The following is a 12,620-nucleotide window of genomic DNA, read 5'->3' as shown; positions in this document are numbered from 1 at the left end:
CGGTCAGGCCGGCTGCGCCACCTCGCGCCGGGACGGCAGCAGCGTCCGCAGCACCAGGTGGGCGAGCAGGCCGAGCGGCGCGAGCAGGATCGTCAGCACCAGCACCGGGGCGGTGACCAGCGGGTGGATGCCGCGCTCTCGGGCGTCGAGGTGGATCCACCGGCCGACGAACAGGTCGAAGGCGATGAAGTGCGCCCAGCCCGCCGCCGCGCCCACGGGCGTGCCCAGGAGCACCGCCACCCCCGCGAGCTGGGGTGAGGAGACCGCGGCGAGGAAGCCGGCGAGGTCCGGGAGCACGAGCGCGGCGTAGCCGAGCAGCGGCGGCACCACGATCAGCGGCGACCCGACCACGCGCCGGGTGACCGACCAGCGGGGCGCGAGGATCATCAGCGCCCAGAACGGCGCCGCGACCGGGAACGTGAGCGAGAACAGCAGCTGCGGGTCCACGGCGGTCATCAGGCGGCCGCGGTGGGGGTGGGCCCGGTGGCGGCGCGACGGGCGGCGCCGAGCAACGCGGCGGCCAGACCTCCCGCCGTGCCCAGCACGACGACCGCGAGCGCGGCCAGGGTGGGGGCGTCGGGGGCGAGCAGCGGCTGTCCGCGCAGGGCCTGCCAGGTGACCAGCACGACGAGCGCGCCGTACCCGGCAGCGGCGACCCGCACGACGCGCAGGCGCGCGGTCTCGTCGAGCCGGTGGCGGAGGGCGGCGAGCCCGGCGGCCAGCAGCGGCAGCAGCTGCAGCGCGTGCATGCCGACGAAGTGCCCGATCCGCAGGTCGCCGCCGGTGGTGCTCCAGCCGACGAACGGCAGGCCCGGCCCGCCGTCGGCCACCCCCACCGCGTGCGCGCCGTTCGGCGGCATCAGGAACCCGACGGCCATCCCCAGCAGCCCGACGAGCAGGCCCAGCCGCACGGCCGAGGTCGTGACGCGGTCGGTCGAGGGCTCGCGCAGGAACCGCAGCGCGACGGCGACGGTCAGCAGCCAGAGCAGGGTGATCGTCGCGCCCATGACGCCGAAGAGGAGCGCGTCGAACGGGGTGTCGTCGTTGAAGTGGCTGCGCACGCCGCGGGCCGCCTGGCCGACGATGATCACTTGCTCGACGACGAGCGCGGCGACGATCACCCACCCGGTGCGCCGCATGCCCCGGCCGGGCAGCCGCGAGAGCATCCACGCCAGGGTCGCCGTGTACAGCATGATCGACACCGAGAACTTGAGCGGCTTGACCCAGAGCGGGACCCCGAGCAGGGTGCGCTGGTCGATCACGACGAGCGCCGCCGTCACCAGGCTGAGCGCGGCCATCGCGACCGCGGTCCGGTAGAGGCCTGGATGCCCGCGCCGGGCGTCCGCGAGAACCGTACGCACGACCCACTCCTGCCTGACAGTGTTAGTCTCTGCGAGCGGCGCCAGTATGAGGGCGCAAGCCTGACAGTGTCAAGGAGGACTGTCGTTGCCAGTCGAAGGATCGGTGCGGGACCGCAGGCGGGCCGAGACCGTGCGCGAGATCAAGTCGGCCGCGCTCGAGCAGCTCGCCGAGGGGGGCCCGGCGGGCTTGTCGCTGCGCGCGGTCGCGCGGGCCGTCGGGATGACGGTGCAGTCGCTCTACCACTACTTCGACAGCCGCGACGCGCTGCTCACCGCGCTCGTCATCGACGGGCACCGCGCGCTGGCCGCCGTCGTGCGGGAGGCGGCCGAGACCAGCCGCGGGCGGCCGCACGCGGAGCGGCTCTTCGCCGCATCCAACGCCTATCGGTGCTGGGCGCTGGCGAACCGGCCGGCGTTCCTGCTGCTGTACGGCACGCCGGTGCCCGGCTACGAGCCGCCGTCCGGCGAGGAGGTGATCGGGGCCGCCGCCGCGCTGGCGCCGCCGTTCATCGAGGTCGTCTTCGACGGGTGGAGCCCCGAGGAGCTCGCGCGGGTGCCCCTGCGGCCCGGGGCCGAGCGGCTCGTGGAGGTCGACACGAGGAGGGTGCCGCTGCCCGCGGGAGCGCTCGCGCTGCTCTACGAGCTGCGGGCCCAGATGCACGGGTTCGTGATGCTCGAGCTGATCGGGCACCTCGCCCCGATGAACGACTACGGCGAGCAGCTGTTCAGCGGCATGATGGACCGTTCGGCCGAGGAGCTGGCCGCGGCCCGGCGCGCCGCCGGCTGACGCCTGCTCACGGGTCCTTCTCCTCGCGGAAGAAGCGCTCGGCGCCGGGGTGCAGCGGCACGGGCTGCGTCCCGATCGCGGCCCGCAGGTCGATCGTGAGCGCCGCCGGGCTCGCCGCCGCCAACTGCTCCTGCGCGGCGAAGAGCCCCTTCACGAGCGCGCTCGCCAGCTCGTCGGGCATGCCGGCGCCGACGAGCAGGAAGTTGCGCACCAGCAGCACGGTGACGGGCTCCGGGATGCCGTAGCTCTGCGCCGGGACGGTGCCCGCCGCGTACGCCGGGAACGCGGCCCGCACCGGCGTGATCAGGTCCTCCAGGTTCAGCAGCCGGATCGGGCGCACCGCCGCCAGCTCCGTCACACCGCGCGTCGGCAGCCCACCGACCCAGAAGAACGCGTCGATCTCGTCGCGGGCCACCGCCGCGACCGAGTCGTTGATGCCCAGCTGGAGCGCCTGGAAGTCGGTCGCGGCGGACAGCCCCGCCGCGGCCAGCAGGCGCTCGGCGACGACCCGCACCCCGGAGTCGGGCGCGCCGACCGACACGCGCGCGCCGCGCAGGTCGGCCACCGTGGTGGCGGGGAAGTCGGCGGGCACGACGACGTGCACCACGTCGTCGTAGATCCGGGCGAGGGCCCGGGGCACCCGGGGGTCCGTCGCCGGGGTGCGCACGAGCTGGTCGGCGGCGGTGTCCACCTGGCTGAACACGACGTCCGCGGCGCCGGCCGCGAGCCGCTCCAGGTTGTCCACCGACCCCGCCGTGGGCAGCACCGTGGGGCGGGCGTCGAGGTCCAGGCGCGCCTGCCACGCGTCGGCCAGCGCATTCCCCAGGTTGTAGTAGACGCCCTGGGTGCCGCCGGTGGCGAGGGTGAGCCGCACCTGCGCGAACGGCGAGGAGCAGCCGGAGACCGCGGGGAGGGCACCGAGCGCGGCGACGCCGGACAGGAGACCGCGCAGCACGCGACGACGGTCCACCACGTCGGTCCGGGCCTGCATGCGCCGCATCCTGCCGTGCCCGGCCGGTGCGGTCGACACGGCGGGGACGGCCTACCCTCGACACCTGTGACCCGCAGCTACACCATCCGCACCTACGGGTGTCAGATGAACGTGCACGACTCCGAGCGGATGGCCGGACTGCTCGAGGCGGCGGGCTACGAGCGGTCGGCCTCCGACGAGGCCGACGTCGTCGTGTTCAACACCTGCGCCGTGCGGGAGAACGCCGACAACCGGCTCTACGGCAACCTCGGTCACCTGCGCCCGGCGAAGGACGCCCGGCCCGGCATGCAGATCGCGGTCGGGGGCTGCCTCGCGCAGAAGGACCGCGACACGATCGTGCGCCGGGCCCCCTGGGTCGACGTCGTGTTCGGCACGCACAACGTGCACGCGCTGCCGACGCTGCTCGAGCGCGCCCGCCACAACGAGGCCGCGCAGGTGGAGATCGCCGAGTCGCTCGAGGTGTTCCCGTCCACGTTGCCCGCGCGGCGCGAGTCGGCCTACGCGGGCTGGGTGTCGATCTCGGTCGGCTGCAACAACACCTGCACCTTCTGCATCGTCCCGTCGCTGCGCGGCAAGGAGCGCGACCGCCGCCCCGGCGAGGTGCTCGCCGAGGTGCAGGCGCTCGCCGCCGAGGGCGTCCTCGAGGTCACGCTGCTCGGGCAGAACGTCAACTCCTACGGCGTCGAGTTCGGCGACCGCGGCGCGTTCGCCAAGCTGCTGCGGGCCTGCGGCGACGTCGACGGCCTGGAGCGCGTGCGGTTCACCTCGCCGCACCCGCGCGACTTCACCTCCGACGTCATCGCCGCGATGGCCGAGACCCCGAACGTGTGCCCGCAGCTGCACATGCCGCTGCAGTCCGGCTCCGACGACGTGCTGCGCCGGATGCGCCGCTCCTACCGCTCGTCGCGGTACCTGGCGATCCTCGACGAGGTGCGCGCGTCGCTGCCCGAGGCCGCGATCTCCACCGACATCATCGTCGGCTTCCCCGGCGAGACGGAGGAGGACTTCCGGGCCACGCTCGACGTCGTGGCGCAGGCGCGGTTCGCGCAGGCGTTCACGTTCCAGTACTCGCCCCGGCCCGGCACCCCCGCCGCGGGCCTGCCCGACCAGCTGCCCAAGGCCGTCGTGCAGGAGCGGTACGAGCGACTGGTCGCGCTGCAGGAGGAGATCTCCTGGCAGCAGAACCGGGCCCTCGAGGGGCGCACCGTCGAGGTCCTCGTCTCCACCGGCGAGGGCCGCAAGGACGGCGCCACCCGCCGGATGAGCGGCCGCGCCCGCGACGGGCGGCTCGTGCACTTCGCGCCGGGCGAGCTCGCGGTGCGGCCGGGGGACCTGGTCGAGGTGACGATCGGCTACGGCGCCCCGCACCACCTGGTGGCCGACGGGCCGGTGCACGCCCACCGCCGCACCCGCGCGGGCGACGTCCACGAGTCCGGCGAGCGGCCCGGCGGTGCGCCGACCGGGCTGGGCCTGCCGGGCTTCGGCGCGCCGCCGCCCCAGCCCGCGGCCGCTTGCGGGACCAGCACGTGACCGAGGAGGAGAAGGTGCCCGACGAGCTCGCCGCCCTGGATGCCGAGCTGCGCGACGCCGAGCGGCGCGCCGTCCGCGGGATCGATCCCGGCCCCACCGGGATGGTCGTGTCGGTGGCGATGCTGGTGTTGATCGGCGGCACCATGCTGCCCTGGACCGGCTCGGTGCACGGCTGGGAGGTGCTGGCCGGGCTCGCCCCGCTCGGCGTCCTCCCGCCCCTGTTCGCCGGCACCTCGCTGGGCTTCGGGCTGGTGTGCTCCGCCCTCGCCCTGACCACCCGCTGGTGGAGCCTGGCGTGGCTCTCGGCCGTCGGCTGCGGGTTCTCGGTGGTCACCGGGATCTGGGCCATCTGGTCGCGGCAGATCGCGGTGCCGGTCGGTGCCACGGGGGCCGGCATCGGGCTGGTGCTGTCGGTGCTCGCGGTGCTGGTGCTGGCGGCGTCCTGGGTGCGGATCGCGACGCGCCGCTGAGGGATTCGCATGACGAACGGCACTCTCGTCTGCTAGGTACCGACGAGCGTGCCGTTCGTCGGGTGGGAGCCTGACCATCGGGCACCCCGCTCCCTGCCGCCGAACATGTCGCGCTCGGCGGCAGGAGGGGCTCAGCGGTGCTGCACCGCCTGCTCCGCGGTGGAGAGCCACTCGCGCCACTGGTCGGCCTGGTTCTGGGCCTGCGCGGCGCGGCGGGCGTCGCCTGCGGCACGGGCCTTCTCGGCCTGGGCCTCGAACTGGGCGACGCGCTCGCGGAACTGCTCCACGCGCGCCTCGGCCTCCGGGTCGGTGCGGCGCCACTGGCGGTCGGCGGCCTCGCGCACCTTCTCCTCCACCGCACGCAGCCGGCCCTCGAGCGGGCGGATGTCGTCGCGCGGGACCTTGCCGATCTCCTCCCACCGCTCCTGGATCGCGCGCAGGGCGGCGCGGGCCGCGGTCGGGTCGGAGGTGTCGATCTTCTCGGCCTCGGCGAGCAGCGCCTTCTTGGCCTCGGCGTTCGCCGCGAACTCGGCGTCCCGCTCCGCGAAGGTGTCGGACCGGCGGGCGAAGAACGCGTCCTGGGCGGTGCGGAAGCGCTGCCAGAGGGCGTCGTCGGCGTCCTTCTGGGCCCGCCCGGCCGCCTTCCACTCGGTCATGAGGTCGCGGAAGCGGGCGGCGGTGGGCCCCCAGTCCTCCGAGTCGCTGAGCTTCTCGGCCTCGAGGACCAGCTCCTCCTTGCGGGCCTTCGCGGTGGACCGCTGCCGGTCCAGGTCGGCGAAGTGGGAGCCGCGCCTGCGGTTGAACGACTCCCGTGCCTTCGAGAACCGCTTCCACAGCAGCTCGTCGGTCTTGCGGTCGATCCCGCGGATGGTGCGCCACTCGTCGAGGATCGCCTTGAACCGGTCGCCCGCCTGCTTCCACTGCGTGGCCTCGGCGGCCAGCGTCTCCGCCTCGACGGCGAGCGCCTCCTTGCGGGCGACCGCCGCGCTGCGCTGGGCGTCGCGGGCCGACCGCGCCGCTCCCACGGCGTCCTCGGCCGCGGTGACCAGCTCGTCCAGGCGGCTGCGCATCCCGACCAGGTCGCCGACGACCGTGGCCTCGTCGAGCCCGTCGCGCAGGGCCTTCGCGCTGCTCAGGGTGTGCTTCGGGTCGGCGCCGCCCGTGGCGAGCCGGGTGATCAGCAGCTCCACCTCGGTGAGCATGTCGTCGAACCGGCGGGCGAAGTGCGCGAGCCCTTCCTCCGGCGCGCCCGCCTGCCACGAGCCGACGACCCGCTCACCGTCGGCGGTGCGCACGTAGATGGTGCCCTCGGCGTCCACGCGGCCCCAGCGGCCGGGGTCAGCGCTCGCCTCCGGGACGGGGGAGGTGTGGGTGACCGGCTCGGGGGCCGGGGCGGCAGCAGGCTCGGGCCGCGTCGCTGCCGGGGGCGGCGTGGGACGCGGGGCGCCGGGACGCCGGCCGGGCGGCGGGCCGGGAACCGGGGGACGACCCGGTCGTGGCGGCCCGGGGACCGGCGCGGCGGACGGGCCCGCGGGTGCCGCCCGCCCGGCGGGCGCCGGCGCGGGAGGTGCTGCCTGCGTGCCGGGCGCGGGCGCGGAGGCACTCCCGGCCGGGGCGGTCGCGCCGCCCGTCGGGCTGCCGGCCGGTGGGGCGGGGTCGGCGGGGGCGGCGGACGGGCTGCTGCCCGCGGGCGGGGCGGCCGGTGCCGGTTCGGCGACCGGGCCGTCGGTCGGCGGTGTCGGCCGGTCGGGCGTGCCGGTCGGGGCGACGGCGGGCAGCGCGGCTTCCGTGGCGGCCGGATCGGAGGCCGCCTGCACGGCGGCGGCACGGTCGGGGTCCTCGACGGCGGGCGTCTCGGAAGTCGCCTGCGTCGCCGGGAGGCCCTCCGCCGCCGGGTCGGCGGGCAGGGCCGCCTCGGTGGCGGCGGGGTCGGCGGCGGTCCGCGCGGCGTCGACGGCGTCCGGCTCGCCGCCCGGTCCCTGCGGGGCCGGGTGCACCGGGCTGTCCGCGTCGAAGGCGGGGGCGGTGGCGTCGGCCTCCACGCCCGCGCCCGGTTCGGATCCGGCGCCCGTGCCCTGCGCCTGCGACGTGGGGGTCCGCTGGTCCTCCGCAGCCCGGTCGCCCCCCGGCTCCGGCGTTCCGCTCCCCTGGTGCTCCGACACGGTCGTCCTCCTCGCTCCGGCCCACCTGCGATGGCGGGCGCCCCGCCCGGAGGCGGGGCCGTGCACGTCGGCCGTGGCCGGTTCACCAGGAACCGGTGGCCGTCCCGCGATTCAAACAGCTCAGCGGTCGGACCGGAACAGCCCGGACGGGCGCCGCGCCGCGGACGGGCGGTACGCGGCGTCGAGCGCGCCGTCCCGGGCGACCTCTACGCTGCGCTGCGTGCTCCCGCCAGGCGCCGCCGTCCGGCTCCCGGGCCGAGGTCCGCAGCCGTGACCCGCCTCGTCGCCGTCGTCGGGCCCACCGCGACCGGCAAGTCCGACCTGGGGATCGCGCTCGCCGCGGCGCTGCACGGCGAGGTGATCAACGCCGACGCGATGCAGCTCTACCGCGGCATGGACATCGGCACCGCGAAGCTGCGCCCCGCCGAGCGGGCGGGCGTGCCGCACCACCTGCTCGACGTCCTCGACGTCACCGAGGCCGCCTCGGTGGCCGCCTACCAGCGCGCCGCGCGGGCCGTGGTGGAGCGGCTGCTCGCCGCGGGCCGGACGCCGGTGCTCGTCGGCGGCTCGGGGCTGTACGTGCAGGCGGTCGTCGACGAGCTGGACTTCCCCGGCACCGACCCCGCGCTGCGCGCCGGGCTGGAGGCCGAGCTCGCCCACCGCGGCCCGGCCGCCCTGCACGCGCGGCTCGCCGACGTCGACCCGGCCGCGGCCGAGGTGGTGCTGCCCAGCAACGGCCGCCGCATCGTGCGCGCGCTGGAGGTGATCGCCCTGACCGGGCGGCCCTTCCCCGCGCGGCTGTCCACCGGCGGCACACCCCGCTACGACGCGGTGCTGCTCGGCGTCGACCGCCCCACCGCGGAGCTGGACGAGCGGGTGGCGCGCCGGGTGGCGCGGATGTTCGCCGCCGGCCTCGTCGACGAGACCCGCGACCTGCTGGGGCGCGGTCTGCGCGAGGGGCGCACCGCCTCGCGGGCGCTGGGCTACCAGCAGGTGCTCGACGCCCTGGACGGCGGCGGTGACCTGGAGGCCGCGGCCGCCGAGACCGTGCGCGCCACGCGCCGGTTCGTCCGCCGCCAGCGGTCCTGGTTCCGCCGCGACCCCCGGATCCGGTGGCTGGAGGCCGGCCACGGCGACCCGATCGCCGAGGCGCGGCGCCACGTAGGCTCGTGACGTGCATCCCCGCGACGTCCGGTTCAGCAAGGGCCACGGCACGGAGAACGACTTCGTCCTGATCCCCGACCCCGCGAGTGAGCTCGACCTGACGCCCGGGCGCGTCGCCGCGCTCTGCGACCGCAGGCGCGGGATCGGCGCCGACGGGGTGCTGCGCGTCGTGCGCTGGGAGGCGCTGCGGGACGGGCCGGAGCCGGTGCCCGGGGTCGAGTGGTTCATGGACTACCGCAACGCCGACGGCAGCGTCGCGGAGATGTGCGGCAACGGCGTGCGCGTCTACGCCCGCTACCTCGAGCACGCCGGATGGCTGCCCGGCACCGAGTTCCGCCTGGGCACGCGCGGTGGGGTGCGCACCGTGCGCGTCGACGGCGAGGAGGTCTCGGTCGACATGGGCGCGGCCGCGGTCGGGGCGCAGGGCACGGCGAGCGTGGACGGGCACGCGTTCGCGGGCGTCGCGGTCGACGTCGGCAACCCGCACCTCGCGTGCGTCACCGACCTCGCGATCGACGGGCTCGACCTCACCCGCCCGCCCGGTCACGACCCCGCGCTGTTCCCGCACGGCGTGAACGTCGAGTTCCTGACGCCGCTGAACGAGGACGGCGAGATCGCCATGCGGGTGCACGAGCGGGGCGTGGGGGAGACCCGCTCGTGCGGCACGGGCACCGTCGCCGCCGTGGTGGCCGCGCTGCGCCACGCGGGCCGCGACACCGGGGAGGTCGCGGTGCGCACCCCGGGAGGGCGGCTGCGGGTCACCGTCGCGGACGGCACCACGGTCCTGCACGGCCCGGCCGTGCTCGTGGCGCACGGCGAGCTCACGCCCGAGTGGTGGGCCCGCTCCGTCTGAGCGCTCACCCCGCGACCTCCGAGGGGAGCTCGCGCAGCCGGCGCAGCGGCGAGGCCACCAGCCACAGCGGGGCGACCACCATCCCGGCGCCCACCACCAGCAGCGTCGCGCGCAGGCCCAGCAGCTCGCCCAGCGCGCCGCCGAGCAGGCCGCCCACCGGGATGGTCCCCCAGACCAGGAAGCGGATGCTCGCGTTCATCCGGCCCAGCAGCCGGTCGGGGCAGACCGTCTGGCGGAAGCTGACCTGCGCCACGTTGTAGACCACGCCGCCGTACGCCACCGCGAACGTGCCGAGCGCGAACCACGCCAGGCCCGCACCCGCGCTCGTCAGGGGGATCACCAGGGCGACCGGGCCGGTCACGAGCAGCGCCGCGACGAGCATCCGCGCCTGCCCGAAGCGACGGATCCAGCGGCCTGCGGTGAGAGCGCCGAGCACCCCGCCGACGCTGCCCGCGGCCAGCACGAGCCCCACCGTCCCCGCCGACAGCCCGAGCTCGCCCGCGAGGAACAGCACGGAGACGGCGGCGAGGACGCCCCCGAACAGGTTCGCCGTGCCCGTGCACAGCACGATCGGGCGCAGCAGCGGGTGGCCGAGCACGTAGCGCAGGCCCTCGCCCATGTCGGCCCGCAGGGTGCGGGACTCCTCCCGCGGCGCCACGACCTCGACCGTGCGCATCCGGGCCAGGCAGGCCGCGGAGACGAGGTAGCTCACGGCGTCCAGCAGCACCGCGCTCGCGGCCCCGGCGAGCTGCACGAGGCCACCGCCCAGCGCCGGCCCGGCCGCCTCGGCCGCGGCCCGCGTCGACTCCAGCTTCGCGTTGCCCTCGACGAGCCCGCCGCGGCCGACCACCGCGGGCAGCACCGACTGGTAGCCGACGTCGAAGAACACCGTGGCGAACCCGCCCAGCAGCGCGACGGCGATCAGCTGCCCGAAGCCCAGGTGCCCGAGCCACCAGGCCACGGGGATGCTCGCGAACAGGACGAACCGCACCAGGTCGGCCGTGATCATCACCGGGCGCCGCGGCAGGCGGTCCACCAGCACCCCGGCGGGCAGGCCCACCAGCAGGAACCCGGCGCGTTCCGCCGCGACGAGCAGTCCCATCTGCCACGGGGTCGCGTGCAGGGCGGTGGCGGCGAGCAGCGGCAGCGCGAGGTGGCTGACCATCGTGCCGACCTGGCTCAGGGCCTCGCCCGACCAGAGCAGCAGGAAGTCGCGGTGGCGCCACAAGCTCATGCGATCCAGCGTGGTCCACTGATTGGAAAGCGTCAATGACTAGGCTTCCGGCATGAGTGCCCCGCGCCGCAGGCCCGCCACCGAGGCCGAGGCCGCCACCCTGGCCTCCGCCGTCCGGCTGCGGATCATCCGGCTGACGCTGGCGGAGCCGCTCACCAACGCCCAGATCGCCGCGCGGCTGCACCGCGACCCGGCCACCACGCTGCACCACGTCCGGCGCCTCGTCCGGCACGGCTTCCTGGAGGCGCTCCCGGTCCGGCGGGGGTCACGGGGCTCGCGGGAGATCCCGTACCGGGGCACCCGGCTGTCCTGGTCGCTCGACGGCGCCCACGACCCGTCGCTGGCCGAGGCGATGCTGGAGGCCTACCTGGACGAGGTCACCGAGGTGGGCGTCGGCGCGCTGGAGCAGAGCAGGCTCGCGGTGCAGCTGTCCCCCGACGACGCCGCGGCGCTGCGCGCCGAGCTCTGCGCGGTGCTCGACGCCTACGCCGGGCGGCCCGACGTCCCCGGCGGTGAGGCCGTGGCCGTCTACCTCTCGGTCTACCCCGGGGAGGGCGACGCGCGGAATCAGACACGACGTCCGGAGCGTTGACGTGGGAGCATGACTTCCACGATGACTGAACCCGCCCTGTCCACCTCCGCCGACGACCTGCTGCGCGCCACGCAGGGTGACTACGAGCTCGAGGAACGCAGCTCGCTGCGCCGCGTCGCCGGGCTCTCCACCGAGCTCACCGACGTCACCGAGGTCGAGTACCGGCAGCTGCGCCTCGAGCGCGTCGTGCTCGTCGGCGTCTGGACCGAGGGCAGCTCCGAACAGGCGGGCGCCTCGCTCGCCGAGCTCGCGCGGCTCGCCGAGACCGCGGGCTCCCAGGTGCTCGACGGCCTGGTCCAGCGCCGGTCGCGCCCCGACCCCGCCACCTACATAGGCGCGGGCAAGGTCGACGAGCTGCGCTCCGCCGTGCTCGCCGCCGGCGCCGACACCGTGATCGCCGACGGCGAGCTCTCGCCCGGCCAGCTGCGCCAGCTGGAGGACAAGCTCAAGGTCAAGGTGATCGACCGCACGGCGCTGATCCTCGACATCTTCGCCCAGCACGCCCGCTCCAAGGACGGCAAGGCGCAGGTCGAGCTGGCCCAGCTGTCCTACCTGCTCCCGCGCCTTCGCGGGTGGGGCGAGGCGCTGTCGCGCCAGGTCGGTGGCCGGGCGGCGGGCGGCGTCGGGATCGGCGGTCGTGGCCCCGGTGAGACCAAGATCGAGCTCGACCGGCGCCGCATCCGCAACCGCATGGCCAAGCTGCGCCGCGAGATCTCCGGCATGAAGCAGGTCCGTGCCACCCAGCGCGGCGAGCGGCGCCGCCACGACGTCCCGTCGGTCGCGATCGTCGGCTACACCAACGCCGGCAAGTCGAGCCTGCTCAACGCGCTGACCGGGGCGGGCGTGCTCGTCGAGGACGCGCTGTTCGCCACCCTCGACCCCACCACGCGGCGCACGACCACCTCGGACGGGCGCACCTACACCCTCACCGACACGGTCGGGTTCGTGCGGCACCTCCCGCACCAGCTCGTCGAGGCCTTCCGCTCCACGCTGGAGGAGACCGCCGACGCCGACCTGCTGGTGCACGTCGTCGACGCCTCCGACGCGCTGCCGGAGGACCAGATCAAGGCCGTCCGGCAGGTGCTCGTCGAGGTCGGTGAGCAGCACGACGGCCGGATGCCGCAGGAGCTGCTCGTCGTCAACAAGACCGACGCCGCGGGCGAGCTCCAACTGGCCCGGCTGCGCCACCTGCTGCCCGACGCGGTGTTCGTCTCCGCCCGCGCCGGCGACGGTGTGGCACGGCTGCGCGAGCGGATCGCGGAGCTGCTGCCCACCCCCGAGGTCGAGGTCGACCTGCTCCTGCCCTACGTGCAGGGCTCGCTCGTCGCCCGCGTGCACGCCGAGGGGGAGGTCCTGAGCGAGGACCACACGCCCGACGGCACCCGGATGCGTGCCCGCGTCGGCGCCGAGCTCGCCACCGCCGTGCTCCCGTACGCCGTGGTGGGGGCGCCCGAGCAGAACGGCGCCGTGCACTGA

The 12,620-nt window shown here is 75.8% G+C and carries 11 protein-coding genes and 1 pseudogene; 7 read left to right on the top strand and 5 right to left on the bottom strand.

The features are described 5' to 3' along the window. Nucleotides 1-3: 3 nt before the first annotated feature. Nucleotides 4-456 carry an ABA4-like family protein gene (locus FB558_RS05265; RefSeq protein WP_142048633.1) on the bottom strand — a complete coding sequence of 151 codons (453 nt, stop codon included), beginning with the start codon at nt 454-456 and terminating at the stop codon, nt 4-6. Continuing rightward, the gene (locus tag FB558_RS05260; RefSeq protein WP_142048630.1) at nt 456-1,361 is read right to left on the bottom strand and encodes a hypothetical protein; all 906 of its coding nucleotides are present in this window, start codon (nt 1,359-1,361) and stop codon (nt 456-458) included. The genes FB558_RS05265 and FB558_RS05260 overlap by 1 nt, the downstream gene beginning before the upstream one ends. Nucleotides 1,362-1,446: 85 nt before the next feature. On the opposite strand from FB558_RS05260, the gene FB558_RS05255 reads away from it, so the two are divergent. Beyond that, on the top strand, nt 1,447-2,148 hold the full coding sequence (locus tag FB558_RS05255) for a TetR/AcrR family transcriptional regulator (protein WP_142048628.1): 702 nt from the start codon (nt 1,447-1,449) through the stop codon (nt 2,146-2,148). A gap of 7 nt (nt 2,149-2,155) precedes the next feature. Here FB558_RS05255 and FB558_RS05250 read toward each other — a convergent pair whose 3' ends face one another. After that, nucleotides 2,156-3,139 carry a TAXI family TRAP transporter solute-binding subunit gene (locus FB558_RS05250; protein WP_246106260.1) on the bottom strand — a complete coding sequence of 328 codons (984 nt, stop codon included), beginning with the start codon at nt 3,137-3,139 and terminating at the stop codon, nt 2,156-2,158. A 66-nt stretch (nt 3,140-3,205) separates the two neighbouring features. Here FB558_RS05250 and miaB point away from each other — a divergent pair, with 66 nt between their 5' ends. Together miaB and FB558_RS05240 are read left to right on the top strand one after the other, a co-directional pair. Continuing rightward, a complete protein-coding gene (gene miaB / locus FB558_RS05245) occupies nt 3,206-4,669 on the top strand; it encodes a tRNA (N6-isopentenyl adenosine(37)-C2)-methylthiotransferase MiaB (protein WP_142048626.1) in 1,464 nt (487 codons plus the stop codon). Next, nucleotides 4,666-5,139 carry an Rv2732c family membrane protein gene (locus FB558_RS05240; protein ID WP_142048624.1) on the top strand — a complete coding sequence of 158 codons (474 nt, stop codon included), beginning with the start codon at nt 4,666-4,668 and terminating at the stop codon, nt 5,137-5,139. Before miaB ends, FB558_RS05240 begins: the two co-directional genes overlap by 4 nt. A gap of 131 nt (nt 5,140-5,270) precedes the next feature. Here the strand turns inward: FB558_RS05240 and FB558_RS05235 are convergent. Then, nucleotides 5,271-6,554 (bottom strand): annotated as a pseudogene (locus FB558_RS05235) (DUF349 domain-containing protein); the annotation flags it as partial. Nucleotides 6,555-7,571: 1,017 nt separating this feature from the next. Here FB558_RS05235 and miaA point away from each other — a divergent pair. Next, complete coding sequence (gene miaA, locus FB558_RS05230) at nt 7,572-8,474, top strand: tRNA (adenosine(37)-N6)-dimethylallyltransferase MiaA (protein WP_246106259.1); 903 nt, start codon at nt 7,572-7,574, stop codon at nt 8,472-8,474. A 1-nt stretch (nt 8,475) separates the two neighbouring features. Further along, nucleotides 8,476-9,318 (top strand): diaminopimelate epimerase, encoded by an 843-nt coding sequence (dapF, locus tag FB558_RS05225; RefSeq protein WP_142048620.1) that lies wholly within the window; start codon nt 8,476-8,478, stop codon nt 9,316-9,318. A 4-nt stretch (nt 9,319-9,322) separates the two neighbouring features. Here dapF and FB558_RS05220 read toward each other — a convergent pair whose 3' ends face one another. Next, the gene (locus FB558_RS05220) at nt 9,323-10,552 is read right to left on the bottom strand and encodes an MFS transporter (protein ID WP_342787285.1); all 1,230 of its coding nucleotides are present in this window, start codon (nt 10,550-10,552) and stop codon (nt 9,323-9,325) included. A 52-nt stretch (nt 10,553-10,604) separates the two neighbouring features. On the opposite strand from FB558_RS05220, the gene FB558_RS05215 reads away from it, so the two are divergent. Beyond that, the gene (locus FB558_RS05215) at nt 10,605-11,144 is read left to right on the top strand and encodes an ArsR/SmtB family transcription factor (RefSeq protein ID WP_142048618.1); all 540 of its coding nucleotides are present in this window, start codon (nt 10,605-10,607) and stop codon (nt 11,142-11,144) included. A gap of 21 nt (nt 11,145-11,165) precedes the next feature. Then, nucleotides 11,166-12,620 carry a GTPase HflX gene (gene hflX, locus FB558_RS05210; RefSeq protein WP_142048616.1) on the top strand — a complete coding sequence of 485 codons (1,455 nt, stop codon included), beginning with the start codon at nt 11,166-11,168 and terminating at the stop codon, nt 12,618-12,620.

This window comes from Pseudonocardia kunmingensis (genome assembly GCF_006716445.1).
GTDB lineage: Bacteria > Actinomycetota > Actinomycetes > Mycobacteriales > Pseudonocardiaceae > Pseudonocardia > Pseudonocardia kunmingensis.
This window is presented reverse-complemented; position numbering and strand designations above follow the sequence as displayed.

Excerpts from the sequence above, each read along its gene's own strand:
- FB558_RS05265 (WP_142048633.1), bottom strand. The coding sequence starts at position 456 with ATGACCGCCGTGGACCCGCAGCTGCTGTTCTCGCTCACGTTCCCGGTC.
- FB558_RS05250 (WP_246106260.1), bottom strand. The coding sequence starts at position 3,139 with ATGCAGGCCCGGACCGACGTGGTGGACCGTCGTCGCGTGCTGCGCGGT.
- FB558_RS05220 (WP_342787285.1), bottom strand. The coding sequence starts at position 10,552 with ATGAGCTTGTGGCGCCACCGCGACTTCCTGCTGCTCTGGTCGGGCGAG.
- FB558_RS05215 (WP_142048618.1), top strand. The coding sequence starts at position 10,605 with ATGAGTGCCCCGCGCCGCAGGCCCGCCACCGAGGCCGAGGCCGCCACC.
- hflX (WP_142048616.1), top strand. The coding sequence starts at position 11,166 with ATGACTGAACCCGCCCTGTCCACCTCCGCCGACGACCTGCTGCGCGCC.